General features: G+C 68.3%; 20 protein-coding genes. 9 read left to right on the top strand and 11 right to left on the bottom strand.

Annotation, left to right across the window (positions count from 1 at the left end):
* Window positions 1–12: 12 nt before the first annotated feature.
* Together aceB and E3O42_RS08345 are read left to right on the top strand one after the other, a co-directional pair.
* Window positions 13–1,779: a malate synthase A gene (aceB, locus tag E3O42_RS08350; RefSeq protein ID WP_134453499.1), complete on the top strand. Its 1,767-nt coding sequence runs from the start codon at window positions 13–15 to the stop codon at window positions 1,777–1,779.
* A 94-nt stretch (window positions 1,780–1,873) separates the two neighbouring features.
* The gene (locus E3O42_RS08345) at window positions 1,874–2,452 is read left to right on the top strand and encodes a GNAT family N-acetyltransferase (protein ID WP_338144940.1); all 579 of its coding nucleotides are present in this window, start codon (window positions 1,874–1,876) and stop codon (window positions 2,450–2,452) included.
* Between the two features lie 62 nt (window positions 2,453–2,514).
* Here E3O42_RS08345 and E3O42_RS08340 read toward each other — a convergent pair whose 3' ends face one another.
* From E3O42_RS08340 to E3O42_RS08325, 4 genes are read right to left on the bottom strand one after another with little or no spacing between them, the layout of a single operon-like run.
* Window positions 2,515–3,990, bottom strand: a complete 1,476-nt coding sequence (locus E3O42_RS08340) for a cryptochrome/photolyase family protein (RefSeq protein WP_241984724.1) — start codon at window positions 3,988–3,990, stop codon at window positions 2,515–2,517.
* On the bottom strand, window positions 3,987–4,985 hold the full coding sequence (locus E3O42_RS08335; protein WP_241984723.1) for an NADP-dependent oxidoreductase: 999 nt from the start codon (window positions 4,983–4,985) through the stop codon (window positions 3,987–3,989). Before E3O42_RS08335 ends, E3O42_RS08340 begins: the two co-directional genes overlap by 4 nt.
* A gap of 51 nt (window positions 4,986–5,036) precedes the next feature.
* A complete protein-coding gene (locus tag E3O42_RS08330) occupies window positions 5,037–6,077 on the bottom strand; it encodes an ABC transporter permease (protein WP_420897873.1) in 1,041 nt (346 codons plus the stop codon).
* Window positions 6,074–7,594, bottom strand: coding sequence for a sugar ABC transporter ATP-binding protein (locus tag E3O42_RS08325; protein WP_134453498.1), 1,521 nt, complete (start codon window positions 7,592–7,594; stop codon window positions 6,074–6,076). Before E3O42_RS08325 ends, E3O42_RS08330 begins: the two co-directional genes overlap by 4 nt.
* 175 nt (window positions 7,595–7,769) lie before the next feature.
* Here E3O42_RS08325 and E3O42_RS08320 point away from each other — a divergent pair, with 175 nt between their 5' ends.
* From E3O42_RS08320 to E3O42_RS08310, 3 genes are all read left to right on the top strand, one after another.
* Window positions 7,770–8,819 (top strand): substrate-binding domain-containing protein, encoded by a 1,050-nt coding sequence (locus E3O42_RS08320; RefSeq protein ID WP_134453497.1) that lies wholly within the window; start codon window positions 7,770–7,772, stop codon window positions 8,817–8,819.
* 106 nt (window positions 8,820–8,925) lie between these two features.
* Window positions 8,926–10,077 carry a Gfo/Idh/MocA family protein gene (locus E3O42_RS08315; RefSeq protein WP_134453496.1) on the top strand — a complete coding sequence of 384 codons (1,152 nt, stop codon included), beginning with the start codon at window positions 8,926–8,928 and terminating at the stop codon, window positions 10,075–10,077.
* Between the two features lie 47 nt (window positions 10,078–10,124).
* Window positions 10,125–11,126 carry a sugar phosphate isomerase/epimerase family protein gene (locus E3O42_RS08310; RefSeq protein WP_134453495.1) on the top strand — a complete coding sequence of 334 codons (1,002 nt, stop codon included), beginning with the start codon at window positions 10,125–10,127 and terminating at the stop codon, window positions 11,124–11,126.
* Window positions 11,127–11,131: 5 nt separating this feature from the next.
* On the opposite strand, the gene E3O42_RS08305 is transcribed toward E3O42_RS08310, so the two are convergent.
* The 4 genes from E3O42_RS08305 to E3O42_RS08290 form a co-directional block, all read right to left on the bottom strand.
* Window positions 11,132–12,346 (bottom strand): ROK family transcriptional regulator, encoded by a 1,215-nt coding sequence (locus E3O42_RS08305; protein WP_174844235.1) that lies wholly within the window; start codon window positions 12,344–12,346, stop codon window positions 11,132–11,134.
* A gap of 66 nt (window positions 12,347–12,412) precedes the next feature.
* Window positions 12,413–13,030, bottom strand: coding sequence for a YqaJ viral recombinase family protein (locus tag E3O42_RS08300; RefSeq protein WP_241984732.1), 618 nt, complete (start codon window positions 13,028–13,030; stop codon window positions 12,413–12,415).
* 302 nt (window positions 13,031–13,332) lie between these two features.
* Complete coding sequence (locus E3O42_RS08295) at window positions 13,333–14,004, bottom strand: ABC transporter ATP-binding protein (RefSeq protein ID WP_134453493.1); 672 nt, start codon at window positions 14,002–14,004, stop codon at window positions 13,333–13,335.
* 37 nt (window positions 14,005–14,041) lie between these two features.
* On the bottom strand, window positions 14,042–15,523 hold the full coding sequence (locus E3O42_RS08290) for an ABC transporter permease (RefSeq protein WP_134453492.1): 1,482 nt from the start codon (window positions 15,521–15,523) through the stop codon (window positions 14,042–14,044).
* Between the two features lie 180 nt (window positions 15,524–15,703).
* On the opposite strand from E3O42_RS08290, the gene E3O42_RS08285 reads away from it, so the two are divergent.
* Together E3O42_RS08285 and E3O42_RS08280 are read left to right on the top strand one after the other, a co-directional pair.
* On the top strand, window positions 15,704–16,450 hold the full coding sequence (locus tag E3O42_RS08285) for a response regulator transcription factor (RefSeq protein WP_134453491.1): 747 nt from the start codon (window positions 15,704–15,706) through the stop codon (window positions 16,448–16,450).
* On the top strand, window positions 16,450–17,976 hold the full coding sequence (locus E3O42_RS08280; RefSeq protein WP_134453490.1) for a sensor histidine kinase: 1,527 nt from the start codon (window positions 16,450–16,452) through the stop codon (window positions 17,974–17,976). The genes E3O42_RS08285 and E3O42_RS08280 overlap by 1 nt, the downstream gene beginning before the upstream one ends.
* A 21-nt stretch (window positions 17,977–17,997) precedes the next feature.
* On the opposite strand, the gene E3O42_RS08275 is transcribed toward E3O42_RS08280, so the two are convergent.
* The 3 genes from E3O42_RS08275 to E3O42_RS08265 are packed head-to-tail and all read right to left on the bottom strand — an operon-like array spanning window position 17,998 to window position 22,195.
* On the bottom strand, window positions 17,998–19,863 hold the full coding sequence (locus tag E3O42_RS08275; RefSeq protein WP_134453489.1) for a glycoside hydrolase family 2 TIM barrel-domain containing protein: 1,866 nt from the start codon (window positions 19,861–19,863) through the stop codon (window positions 17,998–18,000).
* 36 nt (window positions 19,864–19,899) lie between these two features.
* A complete protein-coding gene (locus E3O42_RS08270) occupies window positions 19,900–20,409 on the bottom strand; it encodes a MarR family winged helix-turn-helix transcriptional regulator (RefSeq protein ID WP_241984722.1) in 510 nt (169 codons plus the stop codon).
* A gap of 10 nt (window positions 20,410–20,419) precedes the next feature.
* Complete coding sequence (locus E3O42_RS08265; RefSeq protein WP_420897872.1) at window positions 20,420–22,195, bottom strand: MDR family MFS transporter; 1,776 nt, start codon at window positions 22,193–22,195, stop codon at window positions 20,420–20,422.
* Between the two features lie 316 nt (window positions 22,196–22,511).
* On the opposite strand from E3O42_RS08265, the gene rplJ reads away from it, so the two are divergent.
* Both rplJ and rplL read left to right on the top strand, forming a co-directional pair.
* Window positions 22,512–23,027 carry a 50S ribosomal protein L10 gene (rplJ, locus tag E3O42_RS08260; RefSeq protein ID WP_088455040.1) on the top strand — a complete coding sequence of 172 codons (516 nt, stop codon included), beginning with the start codon at window positions 22,512–22,514 and terminating at the stop codon, window positions 23,025–23,027.
* A gap of 51 nt (window positions 23,028–23,078) precedes the next feature.
* Entirely contained in the window at window positions 23,079–23,462 is a 384-nt protein-coding gene (rplL, locus tag E3O42_RS08255; protein WP_134453487.1) for a 50S ribosomal protein L7/L12, read from the top strand.
* The last annotated feature ends 162 nt before the right edge of the window (window positions 23,463–23,624 follow it).

Raw genomic sequence — 23,624 nt, 5'->3', positions numbered from 1 at the left:
GAGAAAACGATCATGACCACACCACCGCTTTCTACGGCGCCGAGCACCGCTCGCCGGGTCTCGACAGGCTCGACCACCGGGACAGGCTCGACCACCGCCCCGCGCCCTGCCCGCGCATTCGGTGAGACCAGCACGGGCAGCTTCGCCACCATCCCCCCACACCTCGAGGTGACCGGGTCCCTCGGCGACCGCTACGACGAGGTCCTCACGCCGGCGGCCCTCGAATTTTTAGCCGAGCTGCACGACCGGTTCGCCGGTACCCGGCACGACCTGCTGGCTACCCGGCTCCAGACCCGGGTGGACGCCGCCAATGGGCGCGACCCGCGGTTCCTGCCCGAGACCGCGCACATCCGCGACGACCCGACGTGGCGGGTGGCCGGCGCGGGCCCCGGCCTGGAAAGCCGCCGGGTGGAGATCACCGGACCGACCGACCGCAAGATGGCCATTAATGCGCTGAACTCCGGAGCGGCCGTCTGGCTGGCCGACCAGGAAGACGCGACCAGCCCCACCTGGGCGAACGTGATCGAGGGCCAGCTCACCCTGTTCGACGCCGTGCGCGGCACCCTTTCGTACGACGGCCCGGACGGCAAGGCGTACAGGGTCACCGGCGCTCCCTCCGACCGAAAGGACGGCGCGACCCCCGGGTCCACGCCGACCATCGTCATGCGGCCGCGCGGCTGGCACCTGGTGGAGAAGAACCTCACCTTCGTCGACCGGGCCAATCGGCGGATGCCGGCCTCCGGCAGCCTGGTGGACTTCGGCCTCTACGCGTTCCACAACGCGCACAGGCTGATCGAGAACGGCAGCGGGCCCTACTTCTACCTGCCCAAGCTCGAAAGCCACCTCGAGGCGCGGCTGTGGAACGACATCTTCAGCCACAGCGAAGATCACCTGAACCTCGGCCACGGCACCATCCGCGCCACCGTGCTGATCGAGACCATCCAGGCCGCGTTCGAAATGGACGAGATCCTTTACGAGCTGCGCGACCACTGTGCGGGCCTGAACGCCGGGCGCTGGGACTACATTTTCAGCATCATCAAGACCTTTCGCGCCAGGGGCCGCCGGTTCGTGCTGCCCGACCGCAAGGAGATCACCATGACGGTGCCGTTCATGCGGTCCTACACCGAGCTGCTCGTGGCCACTTGCCACCGGCGGGGCGCGTACGCCATCGGCGGGATGAGCGCCTTCATCCCCAACCGGCGTGACCCCGCCGTGACCGCGCGGGCGCTGGAACAGGTGGCCGCGGACAAGCGCCGCGAGGCCGGCGACGGTTTCGACGGCACCTGGGTGGCGCACCCGGACCTGATCCCCACCGCCAGGGCGGAGTTCGACGCCGTGCTGGGCGACCGGCCCAACCAGCTGCAGCGCACCCGCGATGAGGTTCAGGTCACCGCTGCCGAGCTTCTGGATGTTGCGTCGGCCGGCGGCCAGATCACCGAGGCCGGGGTGCGCGACAACGTGCGTATCGCCCTCCGCTACATCGAGTCCTGGCTGCGCGGCGTCGGCGCGGCGGCGATCGACAACCTGATGGAGGACGCCGCGACCGCGGAGATCTCCAGGTCGCAGATATGGCAGTGGATCCACGACAAGTCGGCCCTCGCCGACGGTCGCCGGGTAGACGCGAACTGGGTGGCCCGGCTGGTCGATGAGGAGATGGCGGCGCTGTCACGCACGCCAGGGGACAGATTCGACGACGCCCTCGAGGTGTTCCGGGCCGCAGCCCTCGAACCCGAGTTTCCGACCTTCCTCACCGTCGCCGCCTACGCCCGCTACCTGTAGGCGCCAGGCACCCTGCGAACGGCACCCGATCGGCCCCGTCGGCACCCCGACGGGGCCGTTTGCGTGCCCGGGGCCGGACTGTGAAGCTGGGACAGTGACCGAGACCACACCGACAGACCCCACGCCCACGCGGCCCGCCACCGAGATGCGGATTCGCCCGGCCCGGCCCGGCGAGGCCGCGGCGCTCGCCGAGCTGGCCGCGGCTACCTTCGCGCTGGCCTGCCCGCCGCACACCAGTGCCGAGGCCATTGCCGCGTTTCTTCGCGATGTGCTCGCCCCGGCGAACTTCGAGGCCTTCCTCGCCGACCCGGATCGTCTCCTGCTCGTCGCCGAGACCGGCGCGGGCGCCCTCATCGGCTACACGATGCTCGTTTTCGGTGAACCACACGACGCGGATGCCGCCGGGGCGATCCGCATGCGCCCCACCGCCGAACTGAGCAAGTGCTACGTGCGCTCAGAGGCGCACGGCAGCGGCACGGCCGCCGCCCTGATGGCGGCCACGCTCGACGCCGCGCGGGAGCGTGGCGCCGCCGGCTCCTGGCTCGGGGTCAACCAGGAGAATGTGCGTGCCCTGCGCTTCTACGGCAAGCACGGGTACGAGCGGGTGGGCATGAAACGGTTCCTCGTGGGTGAGCGCTACGAGGACGACTACGTCCTCGAGCGCGCCCTTTAACGCTCACCGCATCCGCGAACCGTGAGTTAAGCCCCAAAAATCAAGAAATTCTGGTGCTTAGCTCACAGTTCGCGAACCTCCGGGCGAGCGGCCTTGACCTGCTCGTAGGCGGCCAGGGCGGCCCGGCGGGTCTCGCCGAGGTCGACGATGGGCTGCGGGTAGGCCGCGGTGCCCCACTCGGGCACGTTCTGCCGCACGTACTCGTTGTTAGGGTCGAACTTGGCCGCCTGCAGCTCGGGGTTGAACACCCGGAAGTACGGCGCGGCATCCGCCCCGGAACCAGCCACCCACTGCCAGCCGAACGGGTTGCTCGCCGGGTCGGCGTCGACGAGGGTGTCCCAGAACCACTGCTCGCCCAGCCGCCAGTCGATGAGCAGGTTCTTGATCAGGAACGACGCCGTCACCATGCGCACCCGGTTGTGCATGCTGCCGGTGCGCCACAACTCCCGCATACCGGCATCCACCAGGCGGAAGCCGGTGCGGCCCCGCCGCCAGGCGGTGAGCGCGGCGTCGTCCAGGGGCGGCCAGGGGAAAGCGTCGAAGCCGGGACGCAGGTTGGCCGTGGCCAGATCGGGCGCGTGGAAGAGCACGTGGTACGCGAACTCGCGCCAGCCGACCTCCGTGAGGAACCGGGTGGCGCTGGTGGCGGCCGCCCCGGTGAGGCCTCGACGGGCCACATCGGTGGCGTGCCAGATCTGGTGCGGGCTGATCTCGCCCCAGCGCAGGTGCGGCGAGAGCCTCGAGGTGGCCTGCTGGGCCGGCAGGTCGCGTTCGGTGCCGTACTGCGGCAGGGCGTCGTCGAGGAAGGCCGCGAGCGACTGCTGGGCGGCGTCCTCGCCGGGCGTCCAGGCCTCGCGGAGGCCGTCCGCCCAGTCCGGCCCGTGCGGCTCCAACTCCCACGATGCGAGGTCCTCGGAGTGCGCGCCGGCGAGTGCTGGGTGCGCCAGGTCGCCGGAGGGGTCGCCGTCGCCGGGCAGATCGAGCGACGCCGGCGCCGGGTAGGGCGCCCGCGGCGGCGGCCCGGCGGTGCAGGCCCGCCAGAACGGCGTGAACACGGTGTACGGGGTGCCGCCTCCGGTGCGGATGGTCCACGGTTCGAAGAGCAGGGAGCCGGCGAAGCTGTGCGCCACGACGCCCGCGTCGGTGAGGCTCGCCTTGATCCGGGTGTCCACGTCGCGCTCGGCGGCGCCGTACCGGCGGTTCCAGAACACCGCGCCGGCGCCGAGCTCTTCGACGAGTTCGCCGATCACGGTAGCCGCGGCACCGCGGCGCAGCAGCAGCCGGCCGCCCAGGGCCGCCGTGTCGGCGGCGAGCGAGGCGAGGCTCTGGTGCAGCCACCAGTGGGCGGCGCCGCCGAGCGGGCGGATGCCGGGGGAGACCTCGTCGAGAACGTAGACCAGCGCGAGCGGCCGGCCGCGTTCGACCGCGGCGGTCAGGGCCGGGTTGTCGCCCAGCCGCAGGTCGTCGCGCAGCCAGACGACCGACGGGCCCTCTGGTCGAATCGGAGAGGGGGCGGCGGCGCCCGGGTCGCCGGTCACGCGGCGCTCTCGTCGGCGTCGGAGACCCGCAGCACGATCTTGCCGCGGGTATGTCCTCCCTCGATCGCTCGGTGCGCTGCGGCGCCGTCATCGAGGTCGAAGACCGAGTCGATGTTCACCCGCACGCTTCCGTTGTCGATCAGCGCGGTGATGGTGTCGAGCACCCGGGCGTCCGCGGCGACCTTGTACCCGGTGGCGCGCACCCCGGCGGCGGCAGCCTCGGCCCGCATGGTGGGCCAGCTGCCGGTGGGGGCGTTCACGAGCAGGCCGTCCGGCCGCAGCACCGCAAGCGAGCGGGTGCCGGTGTTGTCGTGCACGTTGCCGATCAGGTCGATGACACTGTCGACGCCCGTGAGGGCTTCCTCGAACCGGGTCGTGCTGTAGTCGATCACCTCGTGCGCGCCGAGGCGGTGCAGGAACTCGACCGACGCCGTAGAGCCCGTCGCGGTGACGTGGGCGCCCAGGTGTCGGGCGAACTGCACCCCGAAGTGACCGACTCCGCCGCTGCCGGCATGCACGAGCATCCGCTGACCGGGGCGGGCCCCTGCGATGGTCACCATGCCCCAGGCGGTCAAGGCAGCCAGCGGGATGCCGGCTGCTTCGATGTGGCTCACCGCGGCGGGCTTGCGGGCGACGGACAGGCTCGACACCGCCAGGTACTCGGCGTAGCTGCCCGCGATCCGCGGCGGCCGGGCCATGCCGTACACGGCGTCGCCGGGCTGCAGCCCAAAGGTGTCGTATGGAGCGCGCACGACAATGCCGCTGAAGTCGTTGCCGAGAACCGCGGGGTAGGCGCCGATCGCGGCCGCGGCGCCGGACCCGGCCCTTGTTTTCGCGTCGATGGGGTTGATGCCGGCGGCCACCACGCGCACGAGGAGTTCGTCACTCACCACGACGGGCAGCGGGAGCTCGGCCACGTGCAATTCATCAGGGCCACCCGTACGGTCGATGACCAGGGCGCGCATGGAGGTGGGCAGGACCGAAGAAAAGGGCATGTGCCTATTCTGCGCCACGATCCTGAAGCCGTCCCCGACCGGGCCGGGCGGCTAAGTCCCGGACGGGCCCCGAGTGGCGAATCGTTGCTGCAACAACACCGCGACCACGATGATGAGACCTTTCGTGATGGACTGCACCGAGGTGTCCAGGTTGTTCTGGGTGAACACGTTGGTGAGGGTGCTGAAGATCAGAACTCCCAGCACGGTGCCCACGATCGTGCCGCGGCCGCCGATGAGCAGGGTGCCGCCGACCACCACGGCCGCGATGGCGTCGAGCTCATACAGGCCGCCGTGGGTGGACGTGCCGGCGGTGGTGCGGCCGAGCATCATGATCCCCGCGATCCCCGCGGTCAGGCCGCTGAGCACGTAGACGTAGACCAGGTGCCGCTTCACCCGGATGCCGGCCAGCCTGGACGCCTCCCGGTTGCCGCCGATGGCCACCGTGCGGCGGCCGAAGGTCGTGCGGTTCAGCAGGAACCAGGCCACGATGGCGACGATGAGGAAGACCCAGATCAGCAGGGGAACGCCGATGATGCTCGACCGGGTGAACTGCAGGAACCCGGTCTCGATGACGATCTGGGTGCGGCGGCCGGAGATGAGTTCGGCGAGGCCGCGGGCACCGACGAGCATGGCCAGCGTGGCCATGAACGCGACGACATTGCCGTACGCGATCACGATCCCGTTCACCAGCCCGGCCGCGATCCCCACGCCGAGCGGGATCAGCACCATCAATATCCAGGAGCTCTGGGTGGCGGCCGCCTGCACGGCGGCGAGGCTGGCGACCACGGTGGCCAGTCCCATCACCGACCCGACAGAGAGGTCGATGCCGCCCGCGATGATCACAAAGGTCAGGCCGATGCTGATCACTCCGATGATCGAGGCGAAACGGATGATGGTGAGGAAGTTGTCGTAGCTGGCGAATCGGTCGCCTGCCGTGATGGTTCCCACGATCACCAGCACCACGAGCGCGATCACCAACCCGAGGTTGCGGCCGACCGATCCGCTCATGATCCGCCGGAGGACTCCGGGATGGTTCTCGGCTTCGTTGTGGGAATCGCTCTGGGCGGCGATGGCGCCGTCTCGTTCGCTCACGCTGCTGCTCCTTTCATGACCAGATCGAGCACGCCGCGCTCGTCGATGGCGTGTGCGTCGGTGGTGGTCAGCACCTCGCCGTCGCCGATGACGAGTACCCGATCGGCCAGTCCGATGACTTCCTCGATTTCACTCGACACCAGGATGATGGCGGTGCCGGCGGCGGACAGCCGGCGGATGAGCGCGTAGATTTCGGCGCGGGCGCCCACATCGACGCCCCGGGTCGGTTCATCCAGCAACAACACCTTGGTGCCGTGCAGCAGCCAGCGGGCGAGGAGCACTTTCTGCTGGTTCCCGCCGGAAAGCGTGCGGGTGGCCCGGTCGGGGTCTGCCGGCCGCAGTTCGAGTGCCTGCATCTGCTCGAGCGCCAGTTGCCGTTCGCGGCGCTCGTCAAGGAACCCGCCGCGAGCGAACCTCGCGAAGGTCGACAGGGTGACGTTGCGGTAAACCTGTTCGTCGAGGATGAGGCCCTGGCTCTTGCGCTCCTCCGGAGCCAACCCGATACCGGCCCGGACGGCGTCGTTCACCGAGCCGGCCGTCAGCCGCACCCCCGACACCCTCACCCGTCCGCCCGAGGCCTTGCGCGCCCCGTAGATGGTCTCCAGAATCTCCGACCGGCCGGATCCGACCAGCCCGGCGAGGCCGACGATCTCGCCGGCGCGCACACTCAGGTTGACGTCGGAGAAGTGGCCGCGCAGGCTGAGGCCCTGCACATCGATCAACACCGGGGCGTCAGCGGCAACCGGGACCCGGTCGGGGAAGACGTTAGCCACGGCCCGTCCCGTCATCAGGGTGATCAGGTCGGCGGTGGGGGTGTCCGCAACGCTCAGGCCGACGGACATGCTGCTGCCGTCCTTGATCACGGTGATCCGGTCGCCGATCTGCCGGATCTCCTCGAGGCGGTGAGAGATGTATACGACGGCGACGCCCTGGGCGGTGAGCTCGCGGATGACCCTGAACAGGTTGCGCACCTCTTCGGAGTCCAGCACCGCGCTGGGCTCGTCCATGATGATCAGCTTCGTGTCGTGAGACAATGCCCGCGCCATGCTGACGATCTGCTTGTTGGCGGCGGACAGTCGGCCCACCTCGGTGCCGGGCGACAGATTGCCGTGGCCGAGCCGCACGAGCAGGGCGCGGGCGGCCCGGTTGGCCTCCTTCACCTTGAGCATTCCTCCGGACGCGCGCTCGTGCCCGAGGAAGATATTCTCGGCGATGGTGAGGCCCTCGACGACGTCGAGTTCCTGATACATCGTGGCGATGCCGAGACCGAGGGCGAAGACCGGATGGATGATGGACACCTCGTCGCCCTGCCACCGGATGACGCCCGCATCGGGTTGATACACCCCGGAGAGCACCTTGATCAGGGTGGACTTGCCGGCGCCGTTCTGCCCAAGTAGGCAGTGCACTTCGGCGGCACGAACCTCAAGGTCGACACCCTTGAGTGCCTGCACGCCGGCGAAAGCCTTCGTGATTCCGTGCACCATGAGCAGGGGTTCCGGATGGTCGTCGTCGATCATGTAGGCAACCTAACACACATATGTCGACGGGCGAGATTAAGTCGGCGATATTTGGGATACTTCTGCTACTGTGTGGTTCGTCAGCGTGGACAGGCCACCGGGATGCACCCTTCGCCCGGTTTGCTGCGCACCTCTTCGTTGGCGAACACTGCGATTCACCAATAAGGAGGACCACATGCATGCACTACATCCCAGGCGCCACAGGATGCTCCTGGCCGCCGGCACCTCGCTCGCCATGGTCGGACTGCTGGCGGCGTGCACCCCCGGCACCACCACCGAAACCGAGACCCAACCCACCGGCGCTTCTCTTGAGGGCAACGCGGAATCCGGGGACACCGTTGTGATCGGCTTCTCCGGCCCGGCCGCCGACCACGGCTGGTTGGGTGCGATCAACTCGGCGGCCATCGCCGAGGCGGAGAAGTACCCGGACATCGACCTCAGGGTCGCCGAAGGCACCAACGACGCGAACCTCCAGATCAGTCAGGTGGAGGGCTTCATCAACGACGGCGTCGACGCCATCGTCCTGCTGCCCACCGACGGCGCTGCCCTGACAGAGGTCGCCATCCAGGCGATGGAGGCGGGGATCCCGGTGATCAACGTCGACCGCGAATTCTCGAGCACCTTCGCCGCCCGCACCACGATCCTCGGCGACAACTACGGAATGGGAGTGAGCGCAGGAACCTACATCTGTGAGGAGCTCGGCGACAACCCAGACGCCGTCGTCGCGGAGATCGCCGGTATCGACTCGCTGCCGCTGACCCAGGACCGCAGCCGCGGCTTCGCTGACGCCCTGGACGACTGTGGCCTGTCGGTCGAGAACCGGGTGGCGGCTGACTTCACGGTGCAGGGTGGCGAGGCGGCGGCGTCCCAGCTGCTGTCCGCGGCGCCGCGGATCGACGCCCTCTGGAACCACGACGACGACCAGGGAGTCGGGGTGCTCGCGGCTATCGACGCGGCTGGCCGGGATGAGTTCATCATGGTCGGCGGAGCCGGTTCGGCGAACGCGATGCGGGAGATCGAGTCCGGTGACAGCGTGCTGAAGGCCACCGTCATCTACCCGTCCACCCAGGCCGCCGACGGCATCCGGCTCGCCAGGCTGCTGGTGCAGGACAAGTCGATGAGCGACCTCATCGAGGTTGAAGTGCCCAGCCGCATCGTGTTGAACGCCCCGGTTGTCACGAGCGAAAACGTCGACAAGTATCTGCCGAGCGCCTTCGAGTCCTGACCAGTCGGGACGCTCACGGCGGTTTCCGTGGGCGTCCCGCCATTCACGCCTTTCATGCGATGCCGGAAAAGAGGACACGTTGGACACGCTCCCGTTGAGGATTGCCATGGTGGGACACGGATTCATGGGGGCGGCACACTCTCAGGGCTGGAGGGTCGCTCCACGGTTCTTCGACCTGCCGGCGCGGCCTGAGATGGCGGTGCTCGTGGGCCGGAATCCCGACACCGCCGCCGCCGCCGCCGAGAAGTGGGGCTGGGCGGAGACCAGCACTGACTGGCGATCCGCTGTCACCCGCGATGACATCGACGTCGTCGACATCGTCACCCCCGGCCACAGCCACGCTGAGATCGCGATCGCGGCTCTTGACGCCGGCAAGCACGTGCTCTGTGAGAAACCCCTGGCGAATACCGCAGAAGAGGCCGAACAGATGGCGGCCGCGGCAGCCCGCGCGGCCGCGAACGGCATTTTCGCGATGGTGGGATTCACCTACCGGCGGGTGCCGGCCGCCACCTTCGCCCGAGATCTGGTGGCCGCTGGAACCATCGGCGAGATTCGCCAGGTGCGCGCCGCCTATCTGCAGGACTGGCTGGTCGACCCCACTGTGCCGTTGGCCTGGCGGCTGCAGAAGGACCTGGCCGGGTCCGGTGCTCTCGGTGACATCGGTGCGCACGCCATCGACTTGGCCGAGTTCATCACCGGTCAGCGGCTCACCTCGGTAAGCGGGGTGATGGAGACGTTTGTGACGGAGCGTCCGCTGCTCGCCAGCTCGTCGGGTCTCTCCGGCACTGCCTCGGCCGAGCGCGGCGCGGTGACCGTCGACGACGTTGCCCTGTTCACCGGTCGCTTCGACGGCGGCGCGCTGGGATCGTTCGAGGCCAGCCGAATGTCGACGGGGCGCAAGAACGCCCTGCGGATCGAGGTCGCCGGTTCCCTGGGTGCGGTCTCGTTCGACCTGGAAGACCTCAACGCGCTCGGCTACTACGACAGGGCGGCGCCCGCTGACCGCCAGGGCTTCACCCGCGTGCAGGTCACCGAGCCCGAGCATCCGTACATCTCGGCATGGTGGCCGGCGGGTCACCTGCTCGGCTACGAGCACGGGTTCACTCACCAGGCCCGGGATTTCGTGGAGGCGATCATGGCCGGCAGCCAGCCGAAACCGTCATTCGCGGACGGGCTGCACGTTCAACAGGTGCTCGCGGCCGTCGAGCGCAGTGCCGCGACGGGCAGCGCCTGGACGCCGACCCTCGAGAACGCCTGACCAACCCCTTTTAATCAGCCGGTTCCACCTAGTCACTGGAGAATTCGATGCCCCGTCCCGTCACCCTGTTCACCGGCCAGTGGGCCGACCTTCCGTTCGAAGAAGTGGCCAGGCTTGCGTCCGGCTGGGGCTACGACGGGCTGGAGATCGCCTGCTGGGGCGACCACCTGGACCCCTGGCGGTGGGATGACGACGCCTATGTGGCCGATCGACTGGCGATTCTGGCGAAGTACAACCTCAAGGTCTACGCGATCTCCAACCACCTCAAGGGGCAGGCGGTCTGTGACGACCCGATCGACCAGCGGCACCGGGACATCCTGCCGGATGTGGTGTGGGGCGACGGCGACCCGGAGGGGGTGCGGCGGCGAGCGGCCGAGGAGATGAAGCACACCGCCCGGCTCGCGGCGAAGCTGGGGGTGAAGACCGTGATCGGCTTCACCGGTTCGTCGATCTGGAAGTACATCGCCATGTTCCCCCCGGTGTCGCAGGAGGCCATCGACGCGGGCTACCAGGACTTCGCCGACCGGTGGAACCCGATCCTCGACGTCTTCGACGAGGTTGGAGTGCGATTCGCGCATGAGGTGCACCCCAGCGAGATTGCCTACGACTACTGGACCACGGTGCGCACCCTCGAGGCCATCGGCCACCGGGAGGCGTTCGGGCTCAACTGGGACCCGAGTCACTTCGTCTGGCAGGACCTGGACCCGGTCGGGTTCCTCTGGGACTTCAGGGACCGGATCTATCACGTGGACTGCAAGGACACCAAGAAGCGCATGGTGAACGGGCGCAACGGTCGACTGGGCTCGCACCTGGCCTGGGCGGACCCGCGCCGGGGCTGGGATTTCATCTCCACCGGCCACGGTGACGTGCCCTGGGAGGACAGTTTCCGGATGCTGAACACCATCGGCTACGACGGCCCGATCTCGGTGGAATGGGAGGACGCCGGGATGGACCGCCTCGTCGGCGCCCCGGAGGCGCTGGAGTTCGTGCGCAGGTTGGCGTTCGAAGCGCCGACAGCCTCATTCGATGCCGCATTCAGCAGCCGCTGACGGTCCTATTTCGCCAGGGCAGCGGTTTCCATCAGTTCCAGCACCATGGCGTCCACCCGGGCGGGCGAGAGGGCGTGATGGATGGCCAGCATGCTTGCTCCGATCACGGCGGCGTCCGGACCTGCGCCGGACTGGGTGATCTGCAGGTGCTGGGTGGCCAGGGGCATCGACCGGGTGTACACGACCTCGCGTACACCGGCGATCAGATGCTCCCCGGCCTGCGCCATTGAGCCGCCGATCACGATGACCGACGGGTTGATCAGGCTGACGCAGGCGGTCAGTACCTCGCCGAGATCCCGGCCGGCCTGCCGCACCGCCTGGATGGCCTCGAGGTTGCCGCGTTTGACCAAGTCCACGACATCCTGGTTGGTGTTGATATGCAGCCCCTGGCCGCGCAGCTGCGCGGCCAGGGCGGGCCCGGACGCCAACGCCTCCAGGCAGCCGCGGTTGCCGCAGTGGCAGGGCACGTCGGCCCCACGCGGCACCTGCACGTGGCCGATGTCCCCGGCGATGCCCTGGGCGCCGCGCTGCAGGATGCCGCCGGAGATCACGCCGGAGCCGATGCCGGTGGCCACCTTGACGAAGATGAGATGGTCCACATTCGGCCAGGCGGTCTCGCGTTCGCCGAGTGCCATGATGTTCACGTCGTTGTCCACCAGCACGGGAACGTGGAAATGCGCTTGCAGGGTGCCGCGCACGTCGAACCGGTCCCAGCCGGGCATGATCGGCGGGTTGATCGGCCGGCCGCTGCTGTATTCGACCGGGCCGGGCAGGCCAACCCCGATGGCGAGCAGGTCGGCTGTGGGCCGGCCGGACTCGCGCAAGAGGGTGTCACCGGCCTCGATCACCCAGCCGAGCACCGAGTCGGGCCCGGCGGCGACGGCGATGGCGGCGCTTGTCTCGTACAACGGGCGCCCGGTCAGATCGCTGACCGCGATCCGCACGTGAGAGGCGCCGATGTCCACGCCGAGCACGATTTTCGTGCCGGTTGCCAGCGCCACCTGGGAGGACGGCCGACCACCGGTGGACGGCGCGTCGGCGCTGGGGCCGACGAGGCCGAGCTTGACGAGGGAGTCGATGCGCAGGGCGATGGTCGAACGAGCGAGCCCGGTGAGGCTGGCCAATTCGGTGCGCGTGCGGGAGTGGCCGTCGCGAAGGATCTGGAAGAGATCACTCGTGCCGGTGGAGCCGAGCGCATCTCCACGACTTATGTCGATCATCTATCAATCAAAGCACAACATTCGACTGATTTCTGTCGAGCAGAATCAAATGATCGATCGTCCGACTCAGCGGCCGTAGTCGTAGGGCGGCGGTGCGTCGGCGCGCTCACGCTCGCGCTGGTGGTTGAGCAGGTCGATCAGCTGGTCGGCGAAACCCACCAGGATCCTGATCTGGTCGTCGTCCCGGTCGATCCAGCGGCACTCGGGCACGGCGTTGCGGGGCACGAAGTTGTCGTGCTCCTCCCACACCAGCAGAGTACGGTCGGCGCCGAGCACGTACTGTTGCCACCAGATCTGCCGCAGGTACGAGCGGGGGATGCTGCGCCACGGTTTGCTGGTGGTCTTGATCTCGGCGAGTTCGAAGACGCCGTTCCTCGCCAGGCCCAGGCCGTCGGGAGTGGCCAGATGGCGGGGCTGCCCCGCGGCGTGGAACAGATTGGTGCTCGGTTCGATGCCGTAGTTCGCCAGCACCCAGGTGGCGATTTCAGGTTCCCTGGCCCGACCGTGGTCGGTGTACGGATTGCCGCCGAATCCGCTGCCGTTGATCTTTTCCCTGGCCGCGTTGTGCACGGATTTCTCGGTGGCGAGCTTGGCGACATCCGTGGCGGTGATGCCTTGGCTGCGAGCCCGAAGCCAGGCGACCCGGTCGGTGGAGTCGGCCACGATGCGACCGAGGTGCGCCATCGCCGGCGCCGGCGGCGGAGTCGCGGCGGCGGCGGACGGGGAGATGGAGATCTGCTCATCCAACTGGAAGAGGGACAGCAGCGAGTGGGGCACAGGTTCCATTCTGCTCTCTGTCGGCGGCCTCGGCCGCCACCCCGCCGGGGGACACCGAACCCAGTAGCGGCCTCCTCGCGGTGCTCCTCGGCGCCGGACTGCTGCTGGCCCGCGGGTTGCGTCGGGCATAACCGCGGCACGCCCGCACACAGGAACACCCCGGACGAATAGTCGTCCGGGGTGTTTTTGTGCGGCCGGCGGCAACGAGATCAGGCGACTTCGCGCACAACCCCGTTCCTTATCACGAGGCGGCGCTGGGCGCGCCTGGCGACAGCCGAGTCGTGGGTGACCACAATCAGGGTGAGGCCCTTCGCCCGCCAAAGGCCCTCGAGCAGGTCCATGATCTCGTCACGGGTCTGCTCGTCAAGATTCCCGGTCGGTTCGTCGGCCAGCAGCACCGCCGGCTCTTTCACGAGGGCACGGGCGATCGCCACGCGCTGCTGTTGGCCGCCGGAGAGTTCGGCCGGCAGGTGGCTGCCGCGCTCGCCGAGCCCCACGGACTCGAGCGCTGCCGCGGCCCGCGAGGTGCGATCCGGCGTGGAAACCCCGAGCGGCGCGAGCGCGGTCTCCACGTTCTCCTGCGCGGTGAGAGTGGGGATCAGGTTGAAACCCTGGAACACGAAGCCGACCTCCCGCGCCCGGATCTCGCCCAGCGGCCCCTGGCCGAGCTTGGAGAGGTCGGACGACCCGAGCTGCACCGTGCCCTCGCTGGGCCGGTCAAGGGCGCCGAGCATCTGCAGCAGGGTGGACTTGCCGCCACCGGTCGGTCCCTGGATGGCGACCATCTGGCCATCCGGAATGGACAGCGTGACCTTGTTGAGGGCTGTGACCGAGCGCTTGCCCTGATCGTATTTTTTGGTGACATTGGTCAGTTCATACATGGGAGCTCAATTCTCGGGATGAAATCGGCAGTGGAGGTCACGCGATGCTGCGCAGTGCTTCGGACGGGCTCAGGCGCGAGGCGCGCCAGCCGCCGATCGCGCCGGCGAGCAGCCCACCGAGGACAGCGAGTCCGACGGCGATGAGGATGACCGACAGCGTCACGGGCACCTGCAGCACGATGTCGGAGGTGGCGGCTTCGACCGTTGCCTGACCGAAGCCGCCGCCGGGGCCGCCCAGGGCGGATGCCGGGTCTGCCGTGGCCGCGCCCGCGGTCAGGGTGGGGGCCACGAGGTTGATCACCAGGATGCCGGCCAGGCCGACCGCGATGCCGACAACCCCGCCGATCAGACCCTGTACCAGGGATTCGCCGGCAACCTGCCGCACGATCCGGCCGTTAGACCAGCCGATCGCCTTGAGGGTGCCGAATTCGCGGGTGCGGCGGGTGACGCCGGAGATCGTGAACAGGATGGCGATCAGGAACGCCGCCGCCAGCACGATGAGCGACAGCCAGAGGCCGAGGTTCTTGACCAGGTCTGAGGCGCTGGAGAGCGACCCTGACACGCTCGAGGCGAGGTCGGATTGGGTCTGCACGGTGGCATCCGGCAGGGCGCCCTCGACGTCGGCCTGGATCTGCTCGATGTCGGTGGACGAAGCGGCCTGCACGTAGATGTCGGTGACTTGATCGGTCAGGCCGGACAAGGCCTGGGCGACATCGAGAGGGATGTAGACGTTGGAGGCGGTGGCGGCATCCGCCGACGAGGCTGTGACCAGGCCGACGACGGTGAAGTCGGTGCCCGCGATGGCGACGGTGTCGCCCACGACGAGTTCGGCGGTGGTGGCGTAGCTGGCGTCGAGGACGGCCACGTTGGTGCCCGCGTCGGCGCTCTCCAGGCTGCGTCCGTCGGTGAGGCTCACGGCCGAGAGCGGTCCGACGGCGTCATCGGCCGGGTCGAGGCCCAGCACGGTGAAGGAGTCGACGCTGAACGAACTGCCGCCGGCGCCGTCGGGCCCGCCGCTGGGTGGGGTTCCGCCGACTGCGGCGTCGTCTCCGGTCGGAGCGGTGCCGGTGTCGGTGGTGGAGCGTTCGGGCAGGGCGCCGTCGAAGGTGGTGTTGCTCAGCGACAGGGTCGCGGCGGCTGCGGAGACGTTGTCGATGCCGCTGGCGGTGTCCAGCGCGATGGCGTCGAAAGCGGTGGTGCCCCGGTCGACGGAGAGCCGGGACTGGCTGACGGTGGTGGTCCCGTCGGTGGTGGCGCCGGCATCCGCGCCGAAGTCGAAGTTCTGCGGCCCGCCGGTGCCTGCTTCGCCCTCGGTGGGCGCGGCCGGGGTTTGGCTGACGGTGATGTCGGTGCCGACGCCGTAAACCGAGGCCAGCACGGTGGACTGTGCCAGCTGCACTCCGCTCGACACGGCGTTGACAATAATGACCAGGGCGATGGCGAGCGCCATGCCGATGGCGACGATGGCGGTCTGCTTACGGCGACCCGCCAGCTCTCGTCGCAGATACGTGACAAACATCGATTCTCCAGTCCGGTGGCAGGGAGGTTCCCGCCGTTGCCTTAGAAGCTAAGGAGCGCGGTTGTGGCTGCACTATGGCCTGCCTATGAATCGGCCCAGAAGGCCGCCGGGCGCGTTTTCTCAGGATCGTCGTGGGTGACGTAAAGCCGGTTCATAGGAAAGGCATGGATACTTCGACGCATGAACACCCGAACCAACGAGCAGCCGGCCCACGGACCCCGCCTTCGCAAGGCCGACGGCTCCCCGATCCGGGTGCTCGTCGTCGACGACGAACCCACCCTCACCGACCTGCTCTCGATGGCCCTCCGCTACGAGGGCTGGGAGGTGCGCACGGCCGGCGAAGGCCGGGCCGCGCTCACCCAGGCGCGCGAGTTCCGGCCCGACGTCATCGTTCTCGACATCATGCTGCCCGACATCGACGGCCTGCAGGTGCTCCAGCGGCTGCGGGCGGATGGCTACCAAACGCCCGTGCTCTTCCTCACCGCCAAGGACTCGCTCGACGACCGCATCGCCGGCCTCACAGCAGGTGGCGACGACTACGTCACCAAGCCGTTCAGCCTGGAAGAGGTCGTCGCCAGGCTGCGCGGCCTCATCCGTCGCTCCACGATGGCCGTCTCCGACTCCAGCGACCCCCGGATCTCCGTGGGTGACCTCACCCTCGACGAGGACAGCTACGAGGTGTTCCGCGCGGGCGAACAGATCGAGCTGACCGCTACCGAGTTCGAACTGCTGCGGTTCCTGATGCGCAACCCGCGCCGGGTGCTCAGCAAGGCCCAGATCCTCGACAGGGTGTGGAGCTACGACTTCGGTGGCAAGTCCTCGGTCGTGGAGATCTACATCTCCTATCTGCGCAAGAAGGTGGATGCCGGCCGCGAGCCGATGATCCACACCGTGCGCGGCGCCGGTTACATGCTGAAGATCGCCTGATGGCCAGGGGAGCATCCGCCGCCACCGCCCCCATCATCCCGACCCGCAGCGGCCGGGCGCCCTGGACCTTGCGCCGGCGCCTGGTTGTCGCCGTGGTGGGCCTGCTCGCCTTGGTCAGTCTGGTCATCGGAGTGGTGAGCGTGGCCATCCTCAGCGCCAACCTGATGGACGGCCTCGACCGGCAGGTTGAGAGCGCGGCCGAACGTTCCAGCGTGGCCTTCGGCGGCGGGCGGCCGACGGGCGCCGACTTCAACATCGGCACGCCCACGGCCAGCAAGGTGCTCAACGGACCCTCCCAGCCGCCGGGCACCCTCGCGCTGGTCTATGACGGCAGCACCGTCACAACCGGCTACACCGACGACACCGGAACTGTTGTGGCCCTGAGCAACGACCAGGTCACCCAGCTACTCACCGAGCTCGACGCCGCGGTGCAGGAGGGCAGCACGTCGGTCCCGTTCACTGTGGACCTCGGCAGCGACGTCGGCGAGTACCGGGTCCTCGCCCAGGCAGCACCCACCGGGGCGCTCTACCTGGTAGGGCTACCCGTGTCCAGCGTTACCGGCACGGCCACCCAATTGGCGCTCGTCATCGCCGTCGTGTCGCTGGCCGGCATCGTGCTGGTGGCGTTCCTCGCCACCGCGATCGTGCGCCTGGCCCTGCGTCCCTTGCAGCGGGTGACCGCCACGGCCACCCGGGTCTCCGAACTGCCGCTGGATCGCGGTGAGGTGCTGCTCGTCGACCGGGTTCCGCTGGCAGACACCGATCCCCGCACCGAGGTCGGCCGGGTGGGCTCGGCGCTCAACCGCATGCTCGACCACGTCGACATCGCCCTCGAAACCCGGCAGGCCAGCGAGAACAAGGTGCGCCAGTTCGTGGCGGATGCCAGCCACGAGTTGCGCACCCCGCTCGCGTCGATCCGCGGCTACTCCGAGCTCACCCGGCGCAGCGGCCAGGAACTGCCGCCGGACGCCATCCACGCGCTCGGGCGCATCGAGTCGGAGTCGGTGCGGATGACGGGCCTCGTTGAAGACCTGCTACTGCTCGCCCGCCTCGACGAGGGCCGCGAGCTGGAACGCGAGCCCGTGGACCTCACCAGGCTGCTCGTGGACGTGGTCAGTGACGCCCATGCGGTCGGCCGCGACCACAGCTGGGACCTCGACCTGCCTGACGAACCCGTGCTGGCGTCCGGTGACGGGCCGCGCCTGCACCAGGTTTTCGCGAACTTGCTCGCCAACGCCCGCGTGCACACCGACGCGGGCACCCGGGTGCACGTGTCGCTGACCACCGAGGGCCCCAGCGCCGTGGTCACCGTGACCGACGACGGCCCCGGTATCCCGGAGAATCTACGGGCGACCCTGTTCGAGAGGTTCGCCCGCGGCGACAGCTCCAGGTTCCGCGGCACCGGCGGCAGCACCGGTCTCGGCCTGGCGATCGTGCAGGCCGTCGTCCTGGCCCACCACGGCGAGGTCATGGTGGATAGCAGGCCGGGGCGCACCAGCTTCAGGGTGGCGCTGCCCCTGGCCTGAGCTGGGGCGAGGCCGGCAGGATCAATCCGGGCGCACTCCGCCGATGATCGCCCGCAGCCGTTCCATCGGGGCCTTGGGGTTGCGAGCCTCATCAAGGAGCCCGTTGGTCTCCTGCAGGGTGTCGGTCAGCTGGGTGTAACAGAACCCCGCCAGCGCCGTGCTCGCCAGGACGGCGCCCACCACGGCGGCGAGGCGGGCGAGGAAATCATCCGTGGAGCTGGCGCTGGAGTAGCCCCACGCCTCGGCGTCGGCGTCCTCCCGCGGAAATGAGATGCCGCCGAACTCGGTGAGCATCACCGGCCGGCCGGCGGCGTTCCGGCCGGACGGGTCCTGGCCGGGGAGCACGAGACGCCGCCCGGCCGGGCCAAGCCCGGTGAGCAGCCGGGTGATCGCGTCGTCGTCCTGGTAGCGCGCGCGCAGCGCTTCGCCGTCCGCGTCGTAGTCGTGGACCGTCAGGATGTCGGAGTCGACGTGTTCCCAGCCGTCGTTGGACACGACCGGGCGAGACGGATCGATCGCCCGGGTGAGTGCGACCAACGCCCTCACGAAGGAGGCCTGGGCGGGGTCGTGGCCGATGTGCGGCACCCCCCAGCTCTCGTTCACCGGCACCCAGGTGACGATCGACGGATGCGAGAGGTCGCGCTCCAGCACGGCCGTCCACTCCGCGACCGTGCGCCGCATGGCCGTCGCGCTGAATTCGAAGGCGCCAGGGGCCTCGCCCCAGACGAGCAGGCCAAGCCGGTCGGCCCAGTACAGGAAGCGTGGATCCTCGATCTTCTGGTGCACCCTGGCGGCGTTGAAGCCGAGTTCCTTGATCAGCTCGACGTCGCGGCGCAGATCCTGCGGCGACGGGCTGGCCAGGTGGGACTGCGGCCAGTACCCCTGCTGAAGCACCGATCGCACGTAGTACGGCCGCTCGTTGAGCAGAAACCGGCCCGCGCCGATGCCGGCGGAACGGAGCCCGAGATAGGACCAGACCTCGTCCTGGATCGTTCCCGCTGTCGTCAGGGTGACGGTGGCGTCGAGCAGCCGCGGTGTCTCCGGGCTCCAGAGCAACTCCTCGGAGGCCTGGCCGTTCGTCTGCGCCGGCAGGGTGATGGTGGTGGTGGAGGACACGTCGGACACCGTGTGGCTGGCCTCCGCCACCGGTGCGCCCTCAAAGCTCAGGGCGTAGCGGAGCGTGCTGCCGGTCGCCGGTCGCCGGTTCAGGTCCACCCGCACCCGCACGGTGCCGGTGACGAGGTCCGGTGTCCAGTGCAGCAGCGACACCGCAGTCTCGTTGGTGGCCTCCAGCCAGACCGGTTGCCAGATGCCGCTGGTGCGGTGGTACCAGATTGAGTGCGGGTCGAGCCGCCAGTCCTGTTTGCCGCGTGGCTGGGCGGCGTCGACGGGGTCGTCAACCGCGCAGACGACCACGGTGTGCTCGGCCAGGGTCGGGGTGAGGACATCGGTGATGTCGTATGAGAACGGGGTCTGCCCGCCCTCGTGCTCACCGACCAGGCAGCCGTCGATCCAGACCCTGGCCCGGTAGTCGACCGCCGCGAAGCGCAGGTGCATCCGCTGCGCCAGGGGAGAGCCGGGATCGAAACCCGCCGCGGCCAGGTCGTGGGCGCCGAACCGGCGGGAGAACCAGACGGTGCGGTGGTAGCCGGTGTCGTGGATGCCCGAGGTGGCCGATTCGAACGGGAACGGCACCTGGATGGTGCGGTCGAACCGCGGCTGCGCGTACCAGCGCGCGGCCTCGCCCTCTTCGGCGTCGTCGAAGGCGAACCCCCACGCGCCCGCCAACTCATGCCAGCGCCGGCGCACGAGTTGCGGCCGCGGGTGGATGCCCTCCTGTCGGCTGGCTCGGAAGTCACTCTGGCCGGCATCTGCGCTGATGGTCATGTCTCCCATCATGCTCCGGATGGCCCGCCGGTACAGCTACTCGCGACCAGTCGGGCTTCCGTCGGGGGAGTTCAACCGTTTCAGCAGCAGGGCGAACTGGTGCAGGTCTGCTTCGGGCCAGGCGGCCAGCCTGCCGTGCAGGAGGCTCTTGTCACCTCCGGGCATTGCCGCCATTTTCTGGATCGCCAGGGGGGTTGCCGCGAGGAATCTGGCGCGCCCGTCGGCGGGGTCCGCAGCGAGCTCGAGCAGGCCGAGGTCCTCGAGCAGCCGGGCCTGGCGGCTGATCACACTGCGGTCCACCTCGAGCGCCTCCGCCAGGGCGCTTGCATGCGTGGGTCCACAGCGCCGCAGCGTTCGCAGGATCTTGAGACCGAACGGCTGGAGCGCCGGGTCGATGCGCAGGGCCGAGTCGCGCATGGCGCCGCGCACATAGGCGGCCAGCTCCATCATCTGTTCCTCGACCTCGGCCAGAGCCTCGGCGGCAGGGGCCGCTGGGGCCGTGTCGCCGGGCTCGGTGGCCGGGAGGAGTGCGCCGTGTTCGGTCATGACCATCACACTATCGACCGGTGCTCGGGTCGTCAGAGGAGCCTGAGTCGCGCTGCACGCGGATCGAGCCCGTCGGGTGAGCCAGGCCCACCGGGGTGAGGCCGGCGGAGGCCGCGCCCACTTCGATCAGCATGTCCTCGGCGTCTTCGAGTTCGCGCAGGTCGTCATCCTCGAGGTTCCCGGGTGACGTCGGCGCGGTCTGTGCCGCCTCGGCCTTGGTCAGGGCGATGGCAGTCTGGGTGCCGAGCGACGCGTTGGGCATCAGCGCGACCATCACCAGGGTGATCACGGCCAGCGGCACACCGAGCAGAAAGACCGTGCCGACGCCGGTGCCGTAGGCCGACTCGACGACGACGCGGATGGCGTCAGGCAGGTCGCTGACGTGGGGGATGACACCGGAGCCCAGCGTCTTCACGGCGACGACCTGGTCGGCCGGGGCGAGCGTGCTGATGCCGTCCTTGATGTGCTGGGCGACGACGGTGCCGAGCACGGAGCCGAGCACCGAGACGCCGACCGTGCCGCCGAGGCTGCGGAAGAACGTGACCGCGCTGGTGGCCACGCCGAGGTTGTTGACCTCGATCGAGTTCTGCACCACCAGGACCAGGTTCTGCATGACCATGCCCAGGCCCGCACCGAGGACGAACATGAAGATGCCGACCAGGATCAGGTTGGTGTCGTACTGCAGGGTGCCGAGCAGCAGGAGTCCGGCAACCACAAGGACCGAACCGGAGACCATGATCGACTTCCACTTGCCGGTGCGGCTGATCAGGGTGCCGAACAGCGTCGACGAGATCAACAGTCCGCCCATCATCGGAATGGTGAGCAGCCCGGACTGGGTGGGCGTGGCGCCGCGGGCCAGCTGCATGTACTGGCTGAGGAAGACGGAGGTGCCGAACATCGACACGCCCACCGAGATGCTGGCGACGGTGGCCAGGGTGAAGGTGCGGTTCTTGAACAGCGTCAGCGGGATGATCGGCTCGGGAGCCTTGAATTCGACGATAACGGCGGCGACGAGCAGCAGCGCGGCGGCGGCGACCATGACGAACGAGGTGACGGATGCCCACGCGAAGTCGTTGCCGGCCAAAGTGACCCAGATCATCAACAACGAGACGCCACCGGCGATCAGCGCGGCACCGAGGTAGTCGATCTTCACTGCGCGCTTCACCCGCGGCGGCAGGTGCAGGGTGCGCTGCAGGAGAACGATGGCGACGATGGCGATGGGCAGGGCGATGAAGAAGTTCCAGCGCCAGCCGAAGGCATCCGTCACCACGCCGCCGAGCAGCGGGCCGCCGACGGTGCCGAGGGCCATGACGCCGCCGAACAGGCCGGCGTACTTGCCGCGGTCACGGGGGCTGATGATGTCGGCCATGATGATCTGGCTGAGCGCGGCGAGACCGCCGGCGCCGAGGCCCTGCAGCACGCGGAAGCCGATGAGGGTGCCGGTGTCCTGCGAGAAGCCGGCCAAGGCCGAGCCGATCACGAAGGTGGCCAGGGCGAGCTGGATGAGCAGCTTGCGGTTGAAGAGGTCGGCGAACTTGCCCCAGATGGGCGTCGACACCGTGGTCGCGAGCAGGGTGGCCGTGATGACCCACGTGTACGCGGACTGGTCGCCCTTCAGGTCGGAAATGATGATCGGCAGCGAGGTGCTGACGACGGTTCCGGCGAGGATCGAGACGAACATGCCCAGCAGCAGGCCGGACAGGGCCTCGAGGACCTGGCGCTTGGTCATGGAACCGTCGGCCGAGATGGCCCGGTTCGGGGGAGTGGTGGTGGAACGGCGTGACATGAATCTCCAGCTACGTAATTGACAGATGTCAACTATAAATACATAGTGGACTTCTGTCAACTAGTTTTCGGACCTGGGTGGGCGCGAGCTCGATTTGCACGTCGCCGGGGGAATCCCGTAAGGTGGGGAACAGCCAAAGACCGCCGGTTGTCGCTGCCCAGAAATGGAAAAGCGATCGAAGGTTCATTCACGTGAACGGCCCGCGCAGGTGTTCGAAGTTAGCCAGTCCGACTGGCCCCAGCTCCGGCGCTTGCGCTGGGGCTTTTTTCATGTCTGCGCCCCGGGCTACCGGCACATGAATATTTAGAGGAGCGCCATGGCGAACAAGGAAGCAACGGTCGCCGAGCTGCAGGAGAAATTCCAGAGCTCGACCGCCGTTCTGCTCACCGAGTACCGCGGACTCACTGTTGCGAAGCTCAAGGAGCTGCGCACGTCCATCAGTGAGGACGCCACGTACGCCGTGGTAAAGAACACGCTCACCAAGATCGCGGCCAACAACGCCGGCATCACGTCTTTCGACGAGGAGCTCGTTGGTCCGTCCGCTATCGCTTTCGTACACGGTGACCCTGTCGCCGTCGCGAAGAAGCTGCGTGCCTTTACCAAGGCAAACCCTCTCCTGGTTGTCAAGGGCGGTTACTTCGACGGTAACCCCCTGACCGCCGCAGAGGTAGGCAAGCTCGCCGACCTCGAGTCCCGTGAAGTTCTGCTCGGCAAGCTTGCCGGCGCCTTCAAGGCCTCGCTGTTCGGAGCCGCATATCTGTTCAACGCACCGCTGTCGAAGGCTGTTCGCACCATCGAAGCGCTGCGTGAAAAGCAGGAGTCCGCGAACTAGGCATCTGCCTGTACCGCGGTGAGTAACTAAGAAACTAATAGGAGAAAAATCATGGCAAAGCTTTCCACTGAAGAGCTGCTCGAGCAGTTCAAGGGCCTCACCCTCATCGAGCTCTCCGAGTTCGTCAAGGCATTCGAGGAGACCTTCGAGGTCACCGCGGCTGCACCCGTCGCTGCTGCCGGAGCCGCTGGCCCCGCCGCCGCTGTCGAAGAGGTCGAAGAGCAGAGCGCGTTCGACGTCATCCTCGACGCCGTTGGCGACAAGAAGATCCAGGTCATCAAGGTTGTGCGCGAGCTCACCAGCCTGGGCCTCGGCGAGGCCAAGGCCGTTGTCGATGGCGCGCCGAAGGCCGTCCTCGAGGGCGTTGCGAAGGAAGCTGCCGAGAAGGCAAAGGCTTCCCTCGAGGCCGCTGGCGCAACCGTCACCCTCAAGTAATCTCGCCCCGCAAGGGGATAGTTACTCGCACGGGCGCCGCATCCATTGGATGCGGCGCCCGTTGCCGTTAACCCGCGAACCGTGAGAAAAGCACCGAAAAAGCCGAGTTTTCGGGGCTAAGCTCACGGCTCGCAGGCTGGATATATAGCTTGGCTATGTATA

It is taken from the genome of Cryobacterium adonitolivorans (genome assembly GCF_004402695.1).
Lineage (GTDB): Bacteria > Actinomycetota > Actinomycetes > Actinomycetales > Microbacteriaceae > Cryobacterium > Cryobacterium adonitolivorans.
Note: the sequence above shows the minus strand (reverse complement) of the source record. Positions and strands in the feature narration are given on the sequence as shown.

Coding starts and splice junctions, on each gene's coding strand:
- aceB (WP_134453499.1), top strand. CDS start 13: ATGACCACACCACCGCTTTCTACGGCGCCGAGCACCGCTCGCCGGGTC.
- E3O42_RS08335 (WP_241984723.1), bottom strand. CDS start 4,985: ATGCCCTTTTCTTCGGTCCTGCCCACCTCCATGCGCGCCCTGGTCATC.
- E3O42_RS08325 (WP_134453498.1), bottom strand. CDS start 7,594: ATGATCGACGACGACCATCCGGAACCCCTGCTCATGGTGCACGGAATC.
- E3O42_RS08320 (WP_134453497.1), top strand. CDS start 7,770: ATGCATGCACTACATCCCAGGCGCCACAGGATGCTCCTGGCCGCCGGC.
- E3O42_RS08315 (WP_134453496.1), top strand. CDS start 8,926: ATGGTGGGACACGGATTCATGGGGGCGGCACACTCTCAGGGCTGGAGG.
- E3O42_RS08310 (WP_134453495.1), top strand. CDS start 10,125: ATGCCCCGTCCCGTCACCCTGTTCACCGGCCAGTGGGCCGACCTTCCG.
- E3O42_RS08305 (WP_174844235.1), bottom strand. CDS start 12,346: ATGATCGACATAAGTCGTGGAGATGCGCTCGGCTCCACCGGCACGAGT.
- E3O42_RS08300 (WP_241984732.1), bottom strand. CDS start 13,030: ATGGCGCACCTCGGTCGCATCGTGGCCGACTCCACCGACCGGGTCGCC.
- E3O42_RS08295 (WP_134453493.1), bottom strand. CDS start 14,004: ATGTATGAACTGACCAATGTCACCAAAAAATACGATCAGGGCAAGCGC.
- E3O42_RS08290 (WP_134453492.1), bottom strand. CDS start 15,523: ATGTTTGTCACGTATCTGCGACGAGAGCTGGCGGGTCGCCGTAAGCAG.
- E3O42_RS08285 (WP_134453491.1), top strand. CDS start 15,704: ATGAACACCCGAACCAACGAGCAGCCGGCCCACGGACCCCGCCTTCGC.
- E3O42_RS08280 (WP_134453490.1), top strand. CDS start 16,450: ATGGCCAGGGGAGCATCCGCCGCCACCGCCCCCATCATCCCGACCCGC.
- E3O42_RS08275 (WP_134453489.1), bottom strand. CDS start 19,863: ATGACCATCAGCGCAGATGCCGGCCAGAGTGACTTCCGAGCCAGCCGA.
- E3O42_RS08270 (WP_241984722.1), bottom strand. CDS start 20,409: ATGACCGAACACGGCGCACTCCTCCCGGCCACCGAGCCCGGCGACACG.
- E3O42_RS08265 (WP_420897872.1), bottom strand. CDS start 22,195: ATGTCACGCCGTTCCACCACCACTCCCCCGAACCGGGCCATCTCGGCC.
- rplJ (WP_088455040.1), top strand. CDS start 22,512: ATGGCGAACAAGGAAGCAACGGTCGCCGAGCTGCAGGAGAAATTCCAG.
- rplL (WP_134453487.1), top strand. CDS start 23,079: ATGGCAAAGCTTTCCACTGAAGAGCTGCTCGAGCAGTTCAAGGGCCTC.